Origin of the sequence: Streptomyces sp. NPDC051207, from assembly GCF_040682395.1 — a bacterium.
Classification (GTDB): Bacteria; Actinomycetota; Actinomycetes; order Streptomycetales; family Streptomycetaceae; genus Streptomyces.
On record NZ_JBFBAX010000002.1, the window covers coordinates 353315 to 371071 of the forward strand.

General features: G+C 72.1%; 17 protein-coding genes. 1 reads left to right on the forward strand and 16 read right to left on the reverse strand.

Translation table 11 applies throughout. The features are described from left to right. Positions 1 to 61: 61 nt before the first annotated feature. Entirely contained in the window at positions 62 to 2215 is a 2154-nt protein-coding gene (locus tag AB0M97_RS03380; RefSeq protein WP_365958997.1) for an MMPL family transporter, read from the reverse strand. Positions 2216 to 2559: 344 nt separating this feature from the next. Between AB0M97_RS03380 and AB0M97_RS03385 the strand changes: the two genes are divergently transcribed. Then, positions 2560 to 3624 carry a polyprenyl synthetase family protein gene (locus tag AB0M97_RS03385; RefSeq protein WP_365958998.1) on the forward strand — a complete coding sequence of 355 codons (1065 nt, stop codon included), beginning with the start codon at positions 2560 to 2562 and terminating at the stop codon, positions 3622 to 3624. An 837-nt stretch (positions 3625 to 4461) separates the two neighbouring features. Here AB0M97_RS03385 and AB0M97_RS03390 read toward each other — a convergent pair. The 15 genes from AB0M97_RS03390 to AB0M97_RS03460 form a co-directional block, all read right to left on the reverse strand. Beyond that, positions 4462 to 5421 (reverse strand): LuxR C-terminal-related transcriptional regulator, encoded by a 960-nt coding sequence (locus AB0M97_RS03390; RefSeq protein ID WP_365958999.1) that lies wholly within the window; start codon positions 5419 to 5421, stop codon positions 4462 to 4464. Positions 5422 to 5646: 225 nt separating this feature from the next. After that, positions 5647 to 6498 (reverse strand): ABC transporter permease, encoded by an 852-nt coding sequence (locus AB0M97_RS03395; protein ID WP_365959000.1) that lies wholly within the window; start codon positions 6496 to 6498, stop codon positions 5647 to 5649. A 37-nt stretch (positions 6499 to 6535) separates the two neighbouring features. Next, positions 6536 to 7477, reverse strand: a complete 942-nt coding sequence (locus AB0M97_RS03400) for an ATP-binding cassette domain-containing protein (RefSeq protein ID WP_365959002.1) — start codon at positions 7475 to 7477, stop codon at positions 6536 to 6538. Positions 7478 to 7660: 183 nt separating this feature from the next. Continuing rightward, positions 7661 to 8194 (reverse strand): YbaK/EbsC family protein, encoded by a 534-nt coding sequence (locus tag AB0M97_RS03405; protein ID WP_365959003.1) that lies wholly within the window; start codon positions 8192 to 8194, stop codon positions 7661 to 7663. Between the two features lie 16 nt (positions 8195 to 8210). Further along, positions 8211 to 8957 (reverse strand): 3-oxoacyl-[acyl-carrier-protein] reductase, encoded by a 747-nt coding sequence (gene fabG / locus AB0M97_RS03410; protein ID WP_365959004.1) that lies wholly within the window; start codon positions 8955 to 8957, stop codon positions 8211 to 8213. A gap of 44 nt (positions 8958 to 9001) precedes the next feature. After that, entirely contained in the window at positions 9002 to 9484 is a 483-nt protein-coding gene (locus AB0M97_RS03415) for a beta-hydroxyacyl-ACP dehydratase (protein WP_365959005.1), read from the reverse strand. Further along, positions 9478 to 9879: a hypothetical protein gene (locus AB0M97_RS03420; protein ID WP_365959006.1), complete on the reverse strand. Its 402-nt coding sequence runs from the start codon at positions 9877 to 9879 to the stop codon at positions 9478 to 9480. Before AB0M97_RS03420 ends, AB0M97_RS03415 begins: the two co-directional genes overlap by 7 nt. Then, positions 9876 to 10139, reverse strand: coding sequence for an acyl carrier protein (locus tag AB0M97_RS03425; RefSeq protein WP_365959007.1), 264 nt, complete (start codon positions 10137 to 10139; stop codon positions 9876 to 9878). The genes AB0M97_RS03420 and AB0M97_RS03425 overlap by 4 nt, the downstream gene beginning before the upstream one ends. A 41-nt stretch (positions 10140 to 10180) precedes the next feature. Continuing rightward, positions 10181 to 11296: a beta-ketoacyl synthase N-terminal-like domain-containing protein gene (locus AB0M97_RS03430; RefSeq protein ID WP_365959037.1), complete on the reverse strand. Its 1116-nt coding sequence runs from the start codon at positions 11294 to 11296 to the stop codon at positions 10181 to 10183. A gap of 55 nt (positions 11297 to 11351) precedes the next feature. Further along, complete coding sequence (locus AB0M97_RS03435) at positions 11352 to 12299, reverse strand: beta-ketoacyl synthase N-terminal-like domain-containing protein (RefSeq protein ID WP_365959008.1); 948 nt, start codon at positions 12297 to 12299, stop codon at positions 11352 to 11354. Then, positions 12296 to 13435, reverse strand: coding sequence for a beta-ketoacyl synthase N-terminal-like domain-containing protein (locus AB0M97_RS03440; protein ID WP_365959009.1), 1140 nt, complete (start codon positions 13433 to 13435; stop codon positions 12296 to 12298). Before AB0M97_RS03440 ends, AB0M97_RS03435 begins: the two co-directional genes overlap by 4 nt. Beyond that, positions 13432 to 14688: a beta-ketoacyl-[acyl-carrier-protein] synthase family protein gene (locus tag AB0M97_RS03445; RefSeq protein WP_365959010.1), complete on the reverse strand. Its 1257-nt coding sequence runs from the start codon at positions 14686 to 14688 to the stop codon at positions 13432 to 13434. Before AB0M97_RS03445 ends, AB0M97_RS03440 begins: the two co-directional genes overlap by 4 nt. A gap of 134 nt (positions 14689 to 14822) precedes the next feature. Beyond that, positions 14823 to 15080: an acyl carrier protein gene (locus tag AB0M97_RS03450; protein ID WP_365959011.1), complete on the reverse strand. Its 258-nt coding sequence runs from the start codon at positions 15078 to 15080 to the stop codon at positions 14823 to 14825. Between the two features lie 145 nt (positions 15081 to 15225). Next, positions 15226 to 16950: an NAD(P)/FAD-dependent oxidoreductase gene (locus tag AB0M97_RS03455; protein ID WP_365959012.1), complete on the reverse strand. Its 1725-nt coding sequence runs from the start codon at positions 16948 to 16950 to the stop codon at positions 15226 to 15228. Positions 16951 to 17032: 82 nt separating this feature from the next. Further along, positions 17033 to 17752 (reverse strand): DsbA family protein, encoded by a 720-nt coding sequence (locus tag AB0M97_RS03460; protein WP_365959013.1) that lies wholly within the window; start codon positions 17750 to 17752, stop codon positions 17033 to 17035. Positions 17753 to 17757: the final 5 nt, after the last annotated feature.

Below are 17757 nucleotides of genomic sequence, written 5' to 3' on the forward strand. Positions count from 1 at the left end.
CGTAGGCGCTGTCATGCTCTGCCCGGTCACATGATCCTTCAGGAGCCCGACTCCCCTGCGGTCACGGCCGGTCGGCGGTGACGGGTTCCGGTGCGGACGGCTCGGGCGCCCGCTCCGGCTCCGCCTCCACCCGGACCCGGCCGGGCCACCACGTCCGGTGGCCGAGCAGCGTCGTCACCGCGGGCACCAGCAGCACCGCCATCACGAAGGCGGTGAGCAGGATGCCGAAGGCGACGGCGAAGCCCATCTGCCGGAGCATGGAGTTCTGCGCCAGCAGCAGGACACCGAAGGTGCCCGCGAGGATGACGGCCGCCGTGCCGATGGTGGACGTGGAGTGCGTGATGGCCTGGCGGACGGCGTCCCTCGGGGTGCTGCCGTGCCCGACCTCCTCGCGCAGCCGGGCCACCATCAGGATGTTGTAGTCGGTGCCGATCGCCACCACGAAGAGGTAGACGATCACCGGCAGGGTGAAGGGCAGGCCCGCGTCGCCCGCGATGCCCTGGAACAGCCACACGGTGGCACCCAGCGTCGCGGCGAAGCCCAGGCCGACCGCGAGCATGAGGTACAGGGGCGCGACGACGCTGCGCAGCAGCAGTCCGAGAATCAGCATGATGGCCAGGCCGGCGACCGGGAAGACCACGGAGTAGTCGCGGTTGGTGGCGTCCTGGATGTCGGCGAGCACGGCCGAGGTGCCGCCGACGAGGGCGCGGGTGCCGTCCGGAGCCGCGTCGTGGGCGGCGTCCCGCAGGGGCCCGCCGAGCAGTTCGACGGCCTTGTCGCTGTCCGGCTTGTGCTTGAGGACGACGCCGAACTTGGCGATGTCGCCCTTGGGCGCGACGACCCCGGGCATGACGCGTCCGAAGCCGGCCGCGTCCAGGTCCTCGGCGTAGGCGTCGACCTGGCCCTGTTCGAGCCTGCCGCCGTCCTTCGCCTCCAGGAACACCCAGGTCGGGTCGGTCTGGCCGGCCGCGAAGCCGCGCTCCAGCTCCTTCGCCGCCTGCACCGACTCCAGGTCCTTCGGCAGGGAACTGCTGCTGTCGAAGACGGTGTTGAGGCTGAACAGACCCGTGGCGAGCACGGCGAGGAGACCACTGGAGACGGCGGCGACGAGGCCGGGACGGCGCGCGGTGAGCGAGCCCGTGCGGCCCGCGAGGGTGTGCTTGGGCTCCCTGCTCCACGCCTTGGACGGCCAGAACGCCTTGGTGCCCAGCAGCGAGAAGACCGCCGGTACGAGCGTCAGCGCGGCCACGAGGGTGACGCCCACCGAGATGGCGAGCGCCGGGCCGAGCGCCTTCAGCATGCCGAGGCTGGACAGCAGCAGGGCGAGGAAGGCGACGATCACCGCGCCGGCGGCCGACGCGATGGTCTCCCCGACCCGGGTGACCGCGTCGGTCATGGCCTCCTTGGGCGTCTGGCCCCGGCGCAGGAACTCCCGGTAGCGGAAGAGGAGGAACAGGATGTAGTCGGTGCCGACGCCGAACAGCACCACGATCAGGATCGACCCGATGGAGGCGTCCGCCTGGAACCCGCCGGCCGAGGAGGCCATCGAGATCAGGCCGGTGGCGACCACGAAGACCAGGGCGATGACGAGGACCGGCAGGATCGCGATGAGCGGGCTGCGGAAGATCGCGGCCAGCAGCACGATGAGCAGGACCAGCGTCGCCATCATGATCATGGCGTCGGTGTCGCCCGACGACTCCTTGGTGTCGAACGCCGTCGCCGCCGACCCGGTGATGCCCATGTGCAGCGAGGTGCCCTTGAGGAGCGGTTCGGCCTCCTCGCGCAGCGCCCCCACCGACTCCATCACGGTCTCGTCGTAGGGGTTGTCGGTGGTGGCCAGGATGCTCGCCAGGGCGATCTCGCCGTTCGCGGACACGGCCTGCGGGCTCGTCTCCACCTTGCTGATCTTCTCGAGGCCCGCCTTCTCCAGCCCGGCGGCGACCTTCGTGACGTCCGCCAGGTCGGCCTCGGTCAGCCGGCCGTTGTCGTCACGGCGGAAGACGATGACGGACGCGGGCTGCTCCTGCTGCGGAAAAGCTTTCTTCTGGAGTTCCCCGGCCTGCACCGATTCGTAATGGGAAGGCAGGAATTCGGCCTGATCGCTGACCGGCTTCAGCGGCGGGGCCAGGGAGGCCACGCCGATCGCCGCGATCACCCACGCCAATATGGTCAGCCAAGGGTGTTTGACGGCGGACCGTCCGACCCGTCCGAACATGGGGGGAAGCTCCTTCTCAGGGGATGCAAGGGCGCACCGATTGTCACCGCGCGCGTATCCCCCGGCCGGATCCCGGCGTAAAGCTGGCATCAAGCTGCCGCGGCGGTTCGCAAAATACCCGACGCGTATGGCGTTCCGCCGTTTCTCCGATTTCCGGGCGTATGCGTCCCGGGTTATCGGTAACGCGCTTCCGGGGCCGCTCTGGCACCTTCATGTCAGGTCCGTTGTCACCCTCTGAGTGAACTGCGAGGGTTGCAACCGGAAACGGTGGAAGACGTCCGACCACGTTCGACCACGACCGACCAGAAGTCCGCTCCCGCGCTCCCGACAGGATGAGTCACCTCGTGACCGCAGACCAGCTGTACGAGGCGCCGCCCCTCGCCGCGCCGGACGTCGGCCGCGGGTACGCCGCCGAGCTGCTCAGGCGGCTCGGGCCCGGCGAGCCCGGGTTCCAGGCGCGGGTGGGCGAGGCCCTGGACGAGGCGGAGGGCCTGCTGCGCGCGTGCACGCGGGACACGGCCGACCCCCGGGTCATGGCGCTCACCGGGCATCTGGCGGCCACCGGCGGCAAGCGCATGCGGCCCCTGCTGGTGCTGCTGGCCGCGGAGTTCGGCGATCCGTACCGGGAGGGCGTCGCCCGGGCGGCCGTCGTCGCCGAACTCGTCCACCTCGCCTCGCTCTACCACGACGACGTGGTGGACCGCGCGGCTACCCGGCACGGTGCCCCCACCGCCAACGCCCTGTGGGGCAACCGGCAGGCGGTCCAGGGCGGCGACTGGCTGCTGGCCCGCGCCGCGCGGCTCTCCGCCGACCTGGTGCCCGAGGCGCTGCGCCTCAACGCCCTTACGGCGGGCCGCGTCATCGCGGGCCAGACGCGCGAGCTGGCCGGGCCGGTGCCGGGCGAGGACCCCGTCGGCCACTACTTCCGGGTCACCGCGGGCAAGACCGCCGCGCTGCTGGCCATGTCGCTGGGCGTCGGCGCCTTCCAGTCCGGCGCGTCGCCGGCCGTCGCGGACGCCCTCATCGAGTACGGGGAGCAGCTCGGGATCGCCTTCCAGATCGCCGACGACCTGCTCGACCTGCTCTCCCCCGAGGCGTCCAGCGGCAAGCAGCAGGGCAAGGACCTGCTGGCCGGCGTGGACAGCCTGCCCGTCATGCTGGCCCGGGCGGGCACCGACCCGCGCGATGCCGAACTGCGTGAGCTGCTCGCGGCCGGGCCCGCGGCGGGGGCCGGCTGGCACCGTCGCGCCCTCGACCTCTTCGCGGTGTCGCAGGCCACGATCCGCACGGAGGCGATCCTGTATCAGCGGCTGGCCCTGGCCAGGTCGGCGCTCACGTCCCTGCCGCCGCTGCCGGCGCGGGACGCGCTGGATTCGCTGTGCGACTTCGTGGCGCGGCGTACGGGGTGAGGTGCGGGGTGGCTGCGCCGCTGGGCCGGGTGTGCTGGTCGGTTCTGTTGGGCCGGCCGGGCCCGTTGCGGCGGGTTCCGTCGCGTTGCCGCCGTGTCCGTCACCGTTGGGAGGAAACCCCGTGTCGGCGGCCGTGCTCGAAGGGACGCCGGGTCCGGTTCTGCTGACGGTGATCGACCGTGCGCGGAGCCGGAGGAGGTGGCGGCCGTTGCCGCGCTCCTGGTGGCCTCGTCGGCCGTACGGCGAACGCCTGAGGCGAGTGCTCGCTGACGCGCGGGGCGGATGCGCCGACCGCACGGGGTGAGCTGCCGCTGGCTGTGAGGGTCCCGAGGGGAGCTGCGCCCAGCGCACGAGACGGGCTGTCGCCGACCGCACAAGGTGAGCTGCCGCTGGCCGTCAGGGCCTTCCAAGGCGCGCTGTCGCTGACGTACGAGACGGCCCTCGCTGTCCGCCTGAGGCCGGTTCCCGCCGACCACTCAAGGCCGGTCCCGCCGGACACCCGAGCCCCGTTCCATCGACCCGACCAAGACCGGTCTCACCAGTCGCCCAGGGCCGGTCCCACCGGGCCGCCCAAGGCCGGTCCTGCCAGTCAGCCGAGGCCGGTCCCGCCGAACACCCGGGGCCGGTCCCACCGACCGCCGGAAGCCCGTCCTGCCAGTCGGCCGAGGTCGGTTCCGCCGGCCGCTCCAGGCGGGTCCGTCAGTGTCCGAGGTCGGTCCTGCCGGACATCAGAACCCGGTCCGGTCAGTCGTCCGAAGCCGGTACGTCGCCCGGGCGCCTCCTCGTCGTCCGGCCGGACCGCGGACGGCGGCCCGGCGGGGAGAGCGCCGGTGTTCTTCAGATCAGGCCGACCTGCATGGCCCGGGCGCCCGCCTGGAAGCGGCTGCGGGCGTCCAGGGCCACCATCGCGGCCGCCACGTCGTTGCGCACCGTGCGGACGCTGCAGCCGAGCCGGCGGGCGATGGCGTCGTCCGTGAGGCCCTCGGCCAGCAGCCGCAGGACGATCTCCGTGCGGGGTCTGCGGGTGGCGGGGGTGCCGGGCGTGCGTCTGAGCTGCCTCACGGCCGTTCCGCGCTCCCACAGGCGCTCCGCGAGGGAGCACAGGGAGTCCAGTTCCGCGGCGGAGCGCACCACTCGGGGCGCCTGGGAGTCGTCGACCACCACGGCCGCCGCACCGTCCATGATCATGGCGCACAGCGGCACCGTGTCGACCATGCGCGGCGGGACGTCCTGCTGGGCCAGCCACTGCGCGTGGACCGTGGCGCCGTGGGCGTGGAAGACGGAGGCCGACCACACGGCCCGCAGGCGCATGCCGCGCCGCAGGCTCATGTCCACGAGGGGCCGGGAGAAGGCGAATCCGCCCTCCAGGTAACCGGGGACGAGGAAGACGACGTCGCTCTCGGCCTTGGCGACCATCCGCTCGATCATGGTGGACGCGTCGTTGCGGTGCCCGCTGCCGCCGGGGGACTCCTCGATCCGCTCGGCCGCCCGCTCGTGCAGGGCGATGAACCGATCGACCTCGACCGGGCGGGGCTGCGGCGAGCGCCCCTCGTACATCGACCGGGCCAGCAGGGCCGGCAGGCCGATGCACGGCTCCACGGCGCGGAAGGCCGTGGGGTCGTCCGCCGCGACGCTGGCGAGGCCCTCGGCCCGCAGCGTCTCCATTGCTTGTGCAACTTCGTGCACCGGCCACTTCATGACCTGCGCCAGCTCCTGTGTTTGCCAGTTGGTCCGCCGGAGCAGCCTCCGGTAGAGAAGCTCCGCACGTTCGTCGAGACCGATTCCGGATTGCGCCACGTCAACCTCTCGGAAAATGTCTTTCCAGGGGGCAGGTCCTGCCCGCTCACACCTCAACCTAGACACGCTTGAGAACGGCTTGGAGTGTTCGGTCACCGGTTCGACAGCTTGGTGCCACCGGAACGGAAAAACCCGCCCACCGCGCTGGGGCAGTGGGCGGGGAGAGGGCACAACCGGTCATGCGGTTTTTTCGACAACCGCCGGCCGGCCAGGGGCGACATCGGGTCACATCACCCGGAACGACCGCTTCGAGATGGGCGCGCACACGCACACCAGGGCCAGGCACACCGCGACGGTGACGAGCAGTTCGGCGGCGGTGACGTTGCCGGCGACCATGCTGCGGACGGCGTCGTTGGCGTAGGAGATGGGGTTGCCCTGGGCGATGACGCGGAGCCCGGTCGGCATGGACTCCGGCGGCACGAAGGCGTTGGAGGCGAACAGCAGCGGGAAGGTGAGCAGCGTGGTGATCATGCGCAGCACGTCGCCGTTGCGCAGCAGCGCGGCCATCATGATGAAGATCCAGCTCATGGACCAGCCGACGAGGGCGCTCATCAGGATCGCGCCGATGACGCCGAGGATGCCGCCGGGGGGCGCGAAGCCGAAGATCAGCGCGGCCAGGACGGCGACGGCGATCAGCTGGTAGAGCGAGCGGGCCGCGTCGGCGAAGCTGCGGGCGAGCAGCACGCTGAAGCGGTTGATGGGCAGTGTGTGGAAGCGCGTGATCACGTCGTTGCGCAGGTCGTTGATGAGGCCGTTGCCCGCCTGGGCGCCGGCCGCGACCGCGGTGATGATCATGATGGCGGGCGCCAGGTTGTCGATGTACGCCATGTCGGTGGGCATGCCGGGCGCGTCGCCCAGCGTCTTGAGCACACCGGCGAACATCAGCAGCATGACGAGGGGTTCGACGAACGTCACGATGACCACGCCGGGCTGCAGATAGGGCCGCACCGAGCGGTTGGTGAGGGCCAGGGTCTGGGTGAACAGGTTGCTGGCGCTCCACTGTTCGGCCGGGGTGTCCGTGTCCCGCCGTTTCGGCGGCGTCTGCCGCGTGTTGGCCTCGGCCTGGACGACCGTCATCTGTGTGCTCCTTCTTCGGTGGGGATGGCCGGGACGGTCACGCGGGCACCGGGGCCTCGGCGGACTCGTGGGTCAGTCGCAGGTAGACGTCGTCCAGGGTCGGTTCGGAGAAGCCGAGTTCGGCGATCTCGGCGTGCGCCTCGTTCAGGGTGCGCACCACGGCCGCGAGGTCGGCGGAGGCGGCGACCGGGACGCCGACGACGGCGCCGGACTCCTGCGGGGCGGCCCGGAACCCGGCGGCGTCGAGCGCCTTGACCGCGGCGGAGACCGCCGACTCGGAGGACAGCGTCACGGTGACCATGCGCTGCCCGACGGCCGCCTTGAGCTCGGCCGGTGTGCCGCCGGCCACCACGGATCCCTTGGACAGCAGGGTGATCCGCTCGCAGAGCTGGTCGGCCTCTTCCAGGTACTGCGTGGTGAGCAGCACCGAGACGCCGTCCTTGGCGAGCCGCTTGATGATGTCCCACACGCCGATGCGGGAGGTGGGGTCGAGGCCGGTGGTCGGCTCGTCGAGGAAGATGACCTGCGGGGCGCCGACGAGGCTGGCCGCGATGTCCAGCCGTCGGCGCATGCCGCCCGAGTACTGGGAGGCCGGGCGCTTGGCGGCCTCGGACAGGTCGAACAGCTCCAGCAGTTCGTCCGCGCGGACCGCGGCCTGGCGGCCGGTCGCGCCGAGCAGCCGCGCGATCAGCGTCAGGTTCTCCCGCCCGGTCAGCTGCTCGTCCACCGAGGCGAACTGCCCCGTCAGGCCGATGCGCCGGCGGACCTCCTGCGCGTCCGCGGACACGTCGAGGCCGCAGATCCGGGCCGTGCCGGAGGTCGGCTCCAGCAGTGTGGACAGGATGTGGACGAGGGTGGTCTTGCCGGCGCCGTTGTGCCCGAGCAAGCCGTGGATCGAACCCTCGGGAACCGAGACGTTCACACCGTCCAGTGCGACGACGTCACCGAACGACTTCGTTACGTCGATTGCCTCAATCATAGGTTTGGCCACGTGCTTGGCCTCCGTTGCTCTCTCCGGCGGCCCGGTGGCAGGCCATGGTTCGGATATGAAGGGGAATTTCCTCAACCGCTGCTTCGTGATGCTAGGGCGGTATCAGAACGGAGGTGGCTTGTCTGCAGGTTGCTGAAATAGGGCAGTTGCAGATCGGGGATCTTCCGGCGGTCAGGCGCCGTTCGATTCGGTGATACGGGCGGTGCGCGGCCGGGCCATGCGCAGGTAATCCTCGGTGGCGAGGGCCATGGACAGGTCCAGCCGGGCCGCGTTGAAGAACAGCACGTCGTTGCGGAGCAGGTCCTCCTCGACGACGAGTTCGAGGTCGGGGTGGAAGGAGAAGGGAATGATGGAGCCGCTGACCGAGCCGGCGAGCCGCTCGGCGGTCTCCCGGTCGGCGAATCCGGCCTTGCGCCCGCCGGCGCACTCCGCGACCCGTTGCAGGTCCAGGCGCCGGTCGCCGGGGATGACGGCCAGCACGTACCGGCAGGTGTGCTTGGTCGGCCGTACGGCCACCACCAGGCACTTGGCGCTCTGGGCGAGTTCGTGCCCGCGCATCGCGCTGACGACCTCGGTGCGGCCCTCGGGTTCGTGCTCGATCAGGCGGTAGGCGGCGACGTGCTGGTCGGCCAGCGCACGCAGCCGCCGGTAGGTCGTCAGGTCGTCGTCCAGCAGGGCGCCGGAGAGGTGCCCGGCGTGGGTCATCTCGTCTCCCGGGTCATCAGACGGTCAGGCCGCCGTCGATCTGGAAGACCGAGCCGGTGATGTAGGCGGCGCGCTCGCTCGCCAGGTAGGCGACGAGGTCCGCGACTTCTTCGGCCTGGCCGAAACGGCGCAGCGGAATGTTCTTCGCCGCGTCCTTCTTGACCTTCTCCGACAGTTCGGCCGTCATATCGGTCTCGATGAATCCGGGCGCCACCACGTTCGCCCTGATGTTGTACCGGCCGACTTCTTTTGCGAGCGCCTTGGAGAAACCGATGATGCCGGCCTTGGAGGCGGAATAGTTCGACTGGGTCGCGTGTCCGTAGACACCGGCGATGGAGGAAATGTTGATGATGGTGCCGGACTTGCGCTTCATCATTTCGAAAATCACCGCGCGGCACACGTGGTAGACGCCGTCGAGGTTGGTGTCCAGGACGCTGTGCCAGTCCTCGTCGGACATGAGGACCAGCGGGTTGTCGCGGGTGATGCCGGCCGAGCTGACCGCCACGTCGACCGGGCCGAGTTCGCCCTCCGCGCGCGCGACCCAGTCCCGTACCGAGGCGGCGTCGGTGACGTCGGCGCGGACCGCGAGGGCCCGGCGGCCGAGTTCACCCGCCTCCTTCTCCAGTTCGAGCGCGGCCTGTTCGTTGGACTGGTAGCAGAAGGTGACGTCGTATCCCTCGGCCGCGAGCCGCAGGACCACGGCGCGGCCGATCCCGCGTGATCCTCCGCTCACCAGGGCGACCGGCGCTGTGTTCTCGGTCATGACACTCCGTAGGTTGTCGGCCGGCCCGGGGCGGGCCGGGTCGTTCAGGGCGTGAGCTGCGGGACGGGCGGCGCGAGGGTCTCGCCGGGGCGGAAGGCCATGGTGATCCGGCCGACGGTGAGCAGCGGGGCGCCGCCGACCGTGCTCTCCCCCTCGAAGATCATCGTGTCGTTCACGGCGACGCCCAGCCGGACGTGGTGCTCGACGAGGTCGCCGGGCTGGGCCCTGCGGTGGAACTCGATGCCGCTCATCGAGCCGAACAGCATGACCTGCCCCTCGGCCGTGCCGCCCGCCAGGCGGGTGGCGAGGATGCCCGCGGTCTGCGTCCAGGACTCGACCAGCAGGAAGTCGGGGTAGGCCAGTTCGTCCTGGCCGGCCGGTTCGGCGAGCCGCGCGTACCAGGGCTCGTTGAGGGTGACGGCCTTGACCGCCCGGATGCGCTCGTCGTCCATCTCCAGCACGCGGTCGACCAGCAGCATCGGATAGCGGTGCGGCAGCGTGGCGCGAACCTCGGCGGGGCTCAGCACGCCGCCACCTCCGGCCGGTAGCTCAGCCGGACGGTGGCGGCCCGGCCGCGTGCCGTCGCCACCTTGGCGCTGCACCGCCAGCCCTCGGCGCGCCGCGACCAGGTCACGTCGATCGCCAGCTCGTCACCGGGGTGGACGGCGGACAAGAACCGCGTGGACTCCACGGCCGCGAACCGCAGTTCGCCGGCCTCGGGCGGCGGCGCGGACTCGGCGGCGCGGCGCACGCACTCCAGCACGCACACGCCGGGGAAGATCGGGAAGTCCGGGTAGTGCCCGGCGAAGACGGGCTCGTGCTCGGTGACCGGCACCGCGAAGCCGGCCGTCCAGCCCTCGGAGGTCTCGTCCCGGGCGGGCTCGCGCACCGGCCGCGCGGTGGCGAGGACGGTGCTGGTCACGAACGCTCCGCCAGTTTCGCGCCGACCACCTCGTAAGCACTGGCGAGCGTCCGCACCGCGCTCATCTCCGTCTCGGCGAACTTGATGCCGTACGTCCGCTCCAGGACGACGACCACTTCGAGGGCCATCAGGGAGTCGACCCCGAGGGACTCCACGAAGTCCGTGTCGTCCTGGACGTCGGCCACGTCCGCGTCGATGGTGTCGGCGAGCAGCCGGCGCAGCTCTTCCCGGTCGAGCCCGGCGGGCGCGTCGATCGGCATGTCTGTTCTTCCCTACTTCCGCGAGAACGGGTGGTCGTCGGTCACTTCGCCGACATGCGCAGCGCGGCGCAGGCGACGACGCCGTTGTCGTCGACGGAGGAGACCAGGGCGACGGCGCCCGCGGGGACCGCCGACTGCTCGGCGGCGCCCAGCAGGGCTCCGATCTGGAAGGCGGCGGAGGCCGCGGCGGTGTCCCCGACGGTGGTCATGGCCGGTGCCCGGTCCAGGGCCTCGGCGCCGAAGCGGGCGGTGAGCACCTCGCGTTCGCGGTCACCGGCAAGGCCCGCGAGCGCGGAGGCGGAGACCGCCCACACGTCCTGGGCCTCGATGCCGCCGCGCCGCAGCACGCCGTCGACGCACGCGTCGAGCGCCTGGGCCGGGTCGTCGTCGAAGTACACCCGCGACTCCACGGCCAGCACCTCGGCCAGGGCGCGGTCCGCGGCGCCCGGGGAGCCGGAGGACTCCAGCATGAACATGGCGCAGCCCTCGCCGAGCAGGGCGTCCGCGCCGTCCTCGCCGCGCCGGTGGTGGTCCAGCCAGGCGCGCGCGGTGGAGAACTCTTCGGCGGCGCCGGACAGCACGGTCCTGGCGCGGCCGGAGGCGAGCAGCCCGGCGGCGTAGCTCAGCGCCGAGAGCCCGGCGATGCGGCCGCCGGCGATGGTGGTGTTGGGGCCCTTGAGGCTGTGCCAGATGGCGCACTGGCCGGCGGCGCAGTTCATCACCGCGTTCGGCATCAGCGACGGGTCGACGTAGAAGGGCTTGTCGCCCTCCAGGGAGGCGCGCGTGAAGTCCATCATGCTCTGCGCGCTGCCGGTGGTGGTGCCCAGGACCAGGGCGGTCTCCTCGTCGGAGCCGGTGCGCCGGTCCCCGGAGTCGCGCAGCAGGTCGCGGACCGCGGTCACGGCCAGTCCGGTCACCCGGTCCATGGACCGGGTGCCCTTCTTGCCGAGGACCTCGCGCAGTTCGAAGCCGGGGATGAGGCAGGCCCGGCTGTCCGGGGCGGCCCACTGCCCGGCGTCCAGCGGGGACGAGGCGTCCTGTCCGGCCAGCATGCCGGCCACGAACCTGTCCTTGCCGATGCCGAAGGGCGACACCGCGGACCACGCGGTGATCACCGGCCGGGTCGCGGTCGCCGGCGCGCTCGCCGTAAGGGTCATGGTCACATTCCGTTCTGCTCGGTGGTGCTCGGTGTCCTCGAAGGTGCGGTGCCGCTCACACGGCGGCCGGCTGGGCGCGGGCCGGTACCGGCGGGCGCAGCACCAGCGTGGCGACGGCGTCGTCGGAGTCGGTGCCCGCCACCAGCCACATCGGGCCGTCGGCCCCCGCGTCGAGGGCACCGATCGCCGCCGCGCACTGCACGACGCCGAGCGCCCCGGACAGCTCGCCCCACACGGCGGTGAGGTCGTGCACGGGCTGCCCCTTCGGCAGGGCGCCGGTGGCGTCCGCGGGGGCGTACCAGGCGGCGGGCTCGGGCTCGGCCTCGGCGAGTTCCGCGACGGTGGCCGCCACGTCCGCTCCCCTGGTGTGCGCGCCGACGACGGCCCGGACGGTGGCGCCGCGGGCCGCGGCGGTCTCCTCGCTCTCCAGCACCAGGGCGGCGGCGCCGTCCGCCAGCGGGTGGCCTGCCAGGCCGCGCGCGATCTCGTTGTCCGGCTCGACGCCGACCACGACGACGTGGTCGGCGCGTCCGGAGCGCAGCAGGGCGGTGCCCCAGCGCACCGCGTCGAGCCCGGAGGCGGGACCGTTGCACAGCATGAGGTTGGGGCCCTTGAGCCCCCACCTGATGGCGATCTCGGAGGCGACGATGTTGCTGGAGGCGTTCGGGGTGTCCATCGGGCTGACGCCGTGGGTGCCCTCGTCCGCGATGGTCTTGACGACGCGGCAGACGGTGTCGACGTTGCCCAGGTTGGAGCTGACCAGGACGGCCGTCCTGGTGCCGTCGACGGTGAGTTCGCCGTCCTGGAGCAGTCCGGCGTCGGTGAGCACGCGCAGCGCGGCGCACAGCCCGAGCTGGGTGGCGCGGTCCTTGTAGCGCAGGCCCTTCTTGCCCAGGACGGCCGCCGGTTCGACGGCGCCCTGCGGGGCCCGGGCCGCCGCCAGCGCGGTCGCGGAGTCGGCTCCCGGCAGGGCGACGCCGACTCCCGTGACGGTAATGATCATGATCCCTCGACAATCGCCACGGCGTTGACCCCGCCGAACCCGAACCCGTGCACCTGCGCCAGCGACACGTCGTGCTTGGCCTCCTGGCCGCGGACCAGGCGCAGCCCCGCGGCCTCCTCGATCGGCTCCTCGAGGTTGACCAGCGGCGGCACCTTGCCGGTGGCCATCGTCTGCAGGGTGGTGACGAGGCTCATCAGGCCCGCCGAGCCGCTGGTGTGACCCGTCATCGGCTTGATGCCGGTGACCACCGGGCCGCCGGCCGCCTCGCCGAACACCTCGCCGTACGCGGTGATCTCGACCAGGTCGTTGAGGGGGGTGCCGGTGCCGTGCAGCATCACCATGTCGATGTCCTCGACGCGGGTGCCGGCCAGCCGGTGCGCCTGGCGCATCGCCTCGGCGACCTGCTGCGGGTCGGGCGCGGTGGGGTGCTTGGCGTCGCAGGTCATGCCGACGCCGCGCAGCCTGCCCCACAGCCGGCCGCCCGGCCATCCGACGTGTTCACCGCGCAGGACGACGGCGGCGGCGCCGTCGCCGAGGATGGTGCCCCGGCGGTTGACGTCCAGGGTGCGCAGCGCGGTCGGCGGGTTCGGCTGGACCCGGTCGGCCAGCCCGTGCATGCTCTCGGTGATCGCGTCGACGCCCGCGACGATGACGGTGTCCGCCTCGCCCAGTGCCAGCAGGTCGGCGCCGAGCGCGAGGGTGTAGAGGGACGCGGAGCACGCGTTGGAGACGGTGAGGGTGTCGGCGGTGCCGAACCGTTCGCGCAGCGCGGTGCCGAAGTGCAGCCGGTCGAGGCCGAACGGCGCGCCGTCGCGCCACCACAGCTCCGCCGATCTCAGCTCACGCAGTCCGGTGCCCACCAGGACGGGGACGCCGGAGAGGTCGTCGCCGAGCCCGGCGTCGGCGGCGGCCTGGCCGACGGCCTCCAGCAGGAACTCGGTGGCGCGGCCCGGCCGGTCGGCGACCGGCCCGGGCCGGTCGTCGATCTCGAACAGCTGCTTGCCGTTGTAGAGGCCGCTGTCGAAGCCGCGCAGCGGGCCGAGCCCGCCGCGACCGGCGCACAGGTTGGCGAAGATCTCGTCGGCGTCCCGGCCGACGCTCGCGACGGCGCCGACGCCGGTGATGGGGACCCTCATCGGACACCGTCCTGGTACTTGCCCAGGATCACGATGGCGTTGTTGCCGCCGAAGGCCAGGCCGTTGTTCTGCACGATCCGCAGGTCCGCCTCGACGGACTGGTTGGGCACGCAGTCGATCTCGCACTCGGGGTCGGTCTCGCGGTGGTTGATGGTCGGCGGGATGAAGCCGTGGTGGATCGACAGGGCGCACGCGATGGCGGCGAGCGCGCTCGCGGCGCCCATGGTGTGACCGAGCATCGACTTCAGCGACACGGTGCGCGGCACGGTCTCGCCGTACACGTCGTGGATGGCCCGCGACTCGGTCACGTCGTTGGCCTTGGTGCCGGTGCCGTGCGCGGAGATCAGGTCGACCTCGGACGCCTTGACGCCGGCGTTCTCCAGGGCGATCTCCATGCAGCGGGCGACGCTGTCCTGGTTCGGGGCGACCTGGTGGTACGCGTCGCAGTTCATGCCGTAGCCGAGCACCTCGGCGTAGATGCGGGCGCCGCGGGCCTTGGCGGAGGCGAGGCTCTCCAGCATCAGCACGCCCGCGCCCTCACCGGTGAGGATGCCCTTGCGGTCGACGTCGAAGGGGCGGCACACGTCGGGGGCGATGGTGCCGAGCCGGTAGAAGCCGGTGAAGGTCTTGCGGCACATCGCGTCGGCGCCGCCGCACAGCGCGTAGTCGACCTCGCCGCTGCGGATGGCGTCGAAGCCCTGGCCGATGGCGTAGTTGCCGGCCGAGCAGGCGGTGGCGATGGTCACCGCCTCGACGTTGGACAGGCCGAGTTCCTGGGCGGCGGCGATGGAGAGTCTGTTGGGGTGGACGCGGCGGGTGACCGTCGGGTCCATGGCGGCGGGGCCGGAGGTGACCTCGGTCTCGACGAGGTGGTCGAGTTCGTAGGACTCCCCGTCGGTGGTGCCGATGGAGATCATGCCGCGCTGGGCGCGCAGCGCCTCCAGGTCGGCTCCTGCGGCCTCGACGGCCATGCGGGCGGCGGCCACCGAGAACTGCGTGGCGCGGCCCAGGGTCTCGGTGGGCAGGTGGTGGATCCACCGCTCCGGTTCGGCGCCGGTGATCTCGCAGCCGTTGGCGTGCGCGAAGCCCTCGGTGTCGAACAGCGTGATCGGCTTGGCGCCGCTGCGGCCGGCCCGCAGCCCTTCGGCGAACTCATCGGCGCCCACACCGATGCTGGAGAACACGCCGAACCCGGTCAGCACCACCCGGGTGGCCGCGTCGTCACACGTCGCGTCGGAAACGTTCACTGACATCAATCTCCCTCGGTACGGCGTGGTCGCCTGGATGAGGACGTGCGTGAAGGACCGGCAGGCGGTGCCGGAACGGCGGCCGAGCAGCGGAGGGCCGACGGGTCGCGCAGCCCTCCGGTCGCTCGGCTTCCCGGGTGTTACCTGGCGGCGACGGCCTCGCCGACCACGGCGTAGACGCCGTCGAGGTTGACCATGCGCTCCAGCTCGGTCTGCTCGATCGTGACCTTGAACTCCTTCTCCAGGCCCGCGAGGATCTCGATGGCCCGCAGCGAGTCCGCGCCGTGGTCCTCCTTGAAGAGGCTGCCGTCGGTCACCTCGTCCTCTTCGAGCTCCAGGACGTCGCAGACGATCTCCTTGATGCGAGCCTGCTGACCGGCGTCGATGGTGGTGGTCATGTCTTTTCCTCTGTTCTTTCCGTGGTCCCCAGTGCAGGGAAGGGTGGTTCGTGACGGCCGGCGGCCGGAGCCGGCCGGGCCGCACGTCTTGGGGCGCGCGCCTGCGAGTCGGGCGCGCGGGGTCACTCGCGGGTCGCGCGCGGGGTCACCGGCGCGGTCCGGCGAGGGTTTCGGGCCGGAGCCGGAAGGGCCGGGGCGGGGTGCCGCGCCGGACGCTGCCCCGGCACACCTCCCGGGGGTCCCAGTCGTCCGGCCGGTCGGGCAGCAGGCCGGGGTCGCCGTACACGGTGCCGGCGCGGGCGGCGGCCAGCAGCGGCTCGCCGAGGATGTCGGCGGCGCAGTTGATGCCGCCGAGCATGACGCCCGCGATGCCGTTGCCGGCCTGGGTGCTGGCGCCGACGACGTGCAGTCCGCCGATGGCGGTCGCGGTGCCGGGGCGGGCGGTGCCGCCCCACTCGGCCATCCCGAAGGGGGTGCCTCCGGTGGACAGCGTGTACCGCTCGTGGGTCAGCGGGGTCGCCGCCTCCAGGTGGGTGATGTGCGGGCGCAGCGGTCCGAGGGCCTTCTCGGCGGCGTTGAGCGTGGCCTCGGTCAGGTCCCGCTTGCGGCTCAGGTAGACCGGGTTGCGCCGGTAGTCGCCGCCGTCGGCGGGTCCCCCGGTGACGCCCCACCAGGCGTAGTCGGGCGGGCACAGCGTCATGACCTGGAGGTTGGCGTGTCCGGGCGGGCACATGGCGCGGTTGCCGGGGTCCTTGAGCGAGGCGAACGAGCAGAAGAGGAAGGGGACTTCGCTCGTGCCGCCGCCGCTCACGGCGTCGAAGTAGCCGTCGATGTCGTCGGTGTCGTACCACCACAGGTTGGCGTTGGGCCGGTCCCGCAGGTCGGTGTCGAGGCCGAGGTAGAGCACCAGCCACGGCATGCCCATGCGGGCCTGCTCGGTGCGGGTGACCAGGGACTTCTGGAAGTGCTCCCGGCCGACCAGTTCGAGGACGGTGCGGGGGTAGTCCGCGTTGGACACCACCAGGTCCGCGGTGACGATCTCGCCGCTGTCCAGGTGCACTCCGGTGACCTTGCCGTTGTCGACGAGGATGCGGCGCACCCGGCTGCGGGTGCGGACCTGCCCGCCGTGCGCCTCGATCACCTCGACCAGGCCGGCGGAGAGCACCTGCCCGCCGCCGGCCGGGAAGTACGCGCCGCGCAGGTAGTGGTCGGTGACGCTGGTGTGCCGGGCCACGGTGGCCTGCTTGGGGGTGAGCCCGTAGTTGGGGGCCTGCGCGGCGAGCACCGTGCGGGCCCGGGGGGACAGTCCGCACTGCCGGAACAGGTCGTCCAGCGTGCGCCTGCCCCACTGGCGCAGGGTGGTGGTGCGGGCGGCGATGTCCTGCGGGGACCACTGGTGGGCCTCGAACAGCGCGGCGCGCTGCTCCTCGCCGAGCGCCGAGCAGACGTCGACGAACGCGTTCAGGCCGTGCGCCTCCTCGGGCATCGCCGCGGTCAGGCGCCGCCGGTACGCCTCCCAGCCGGCGGGCATGTCGACGGACACCCCGGGCACCCTGATGAGGTCGAAGCCGTCCTGGTCCATCTCCAGGAAGTCGACCCGGTCGGCGAGGCCCACCCCGGACAGGATGCTCGGGATGACACCGCCGGGCGCGCAGTCGCCGAGGTAGTGGACGCCCACGTCGAACTCGTAGGCCCGGCGCCGCCGGAACACATGGCTGTTGCCGCCCACGATCGTGAACTGCTCCAGTACCAGGACGCGCCGGCCGGCTGCCGCGAGGTAGGCCGCGGCGGTCAGTCCGCCGAGGCCGGCGCCGACCACGACGGCATCCCAGTCGGTGCGGCGCCCGGTGCCGCGCGCGTCGCTGTCCACAGTCGTCTCCTCGTCGTTCGCCGCAGGGTGGGGTGCCCGGCCCGCGCTGTGCGGGCCGGGGCGGGTGTCCGTCACGCGGGTGTCAGCCGCAGCCGCCGGCGTGACCCTGGTCGCCGCCGGCCGCCAGCAGGTCGGCGTGGGTCGCCGGGTCCGGCGCCTCGACGGCCGGCCCGGCGATCTGTCCGCTGTCCTTCAGGGACCGGACGAAGGGCGCGACCCGGTCGACGCCCCAGAACTTGTCGCGGCCGTTGATGAAGAACGGCACGCCGAACAGCCCGTCGTGGGCGGACTCCGCGAGGTACGCGGCGCCGCGCTTGCGCAGGTCGGGGTCCTGGGCCGCGGTGGACAGCCGGCCGGCGTCCAGGCCGAGGTCGGCCGCGATGGCGGCGATGACCTCCGGCTCGGAGATGTTCTTGCCCTCCTGCCAGCGGGCGCGGTAGGCGGCGGCCACGAAGTCCTTGCCGCGGCCCTCGTCCTCGGCGGCGATCCACGCCAGGTGGGAGACCTCCCAGCACGGGTTGCGGTCGATGGGCCAGGTGATGTCGGTCAGCCCGCGCTCGGTGCCGAGGCGGCGGGTGTCCTGCAGGATGTAGAAGTTCTTCGCCCGGCTCATGGCGACGATCGGCAGGGTGACGCCCTCGTCGGCCAGGAGCCGTGCGGTCTCCTCGTCCGGCTCCCAGAACGGCAGCCATTCGATGGCGTCGAGCACCTCGGGGTGGGTGCGCATCAGGTCGCGGTAGGCGAACCAGGAATACGGGCTGCGCAGGGAGAAGTACCAGCGCGGCCGGCGGCGGGAAGCCATGGGGT

Excerpts from the sequence above, each read along its gene's own strand:
- AB0M97_RS03405 (WP_365959003.1), bottom strand. The coding sequence starts at position 8,194 with ATGACCCACGCCGGGCACCTCTCCGGCGCCCTGCTGGACGACGACCTG.
- AB0M97_RS03430 (WP_365959037.1), bottom strand. The coding sequence starts at position 11,296 with ATGACCCTTACGGCGAGCGCGCCGGCGACCGCGACCCGGCCGGTGATC.
- AB0M97_RS03440 (WP_365959009.1), bottom strand. The coding sequence starts at position 13,435 with ATGAGGGTCCCCATCACCGGCGTCGGCGCCGTCGCGAGCGTCGGCCGG.
- AB0M97_RS03400 (WP_365959002.1), bottom strand. The coding sequence starts at position 7,477 with ATGATTGAGGCAATCGACGTAACGAAGTCGTTCGGTGACGTCGTCGCA.
- AB0M97_RS03450 (WP_365959011.1), bottom strand. The coding sequence starts at position 15,080 with ATGACCACCACCATCGACGCCGGTCAGCAGGCTCGCATCAAGGAGATC.
- AB0M97_RS03395 (WP_365959000.1), bottom strand. The coding sequence starts at position 6,498 with ATGACGGTCGTCCAGGCCGAGGCCAACACGCGGCAGACGCCGCCGAAA.
- AB0M97_RS03445 (WP_365959010.1), bottom strand. The coding sequence starts at position 14,688 with ATGTCAGTGAACGTTTCCGACGCGACGTGTGACGACGCGGCCACCCGG.
- AB0M97_RS03380 (WP_365958997.1), bottom strand. The coding sequence starts at position 2,215 with ATGTTCGGACGGGTCGGACGGTCCGCCGTCAAACACCCTTGGCTGACC.
- AB0M97_RS03460 (WP_365959013.1), bottom strand. The coding sequence starts at position 17,752 with ATGGCTTCCCGCCGCCGGCCGCGCTGGTACTTCTCCCTGCGCAGCCCG.
- AB0M97_RS03435 (WP_365959008.1), bottom strand. The coding sequence starts at position 12,299 with ATGATCATTACCGTCACGGGAGTCGGCGTCGCCCTGCCGGGAGCCGAC.
- fabG (WP_365959004.1), bottom strand. The coding sequence starts at position 8,957 with ATGACCGAGAACACAGCGCCGGTCGCCCTGGTGAGCGGAGGATCACGC.
- AB0M97_RS03425 (WP_365959007.1), bottom strand. The coding sequence starts at position 10,139 with ATGCCGATCGACGCGCCCGCCGGGCTCGACCGGGAAGAGCTGCGCCGG.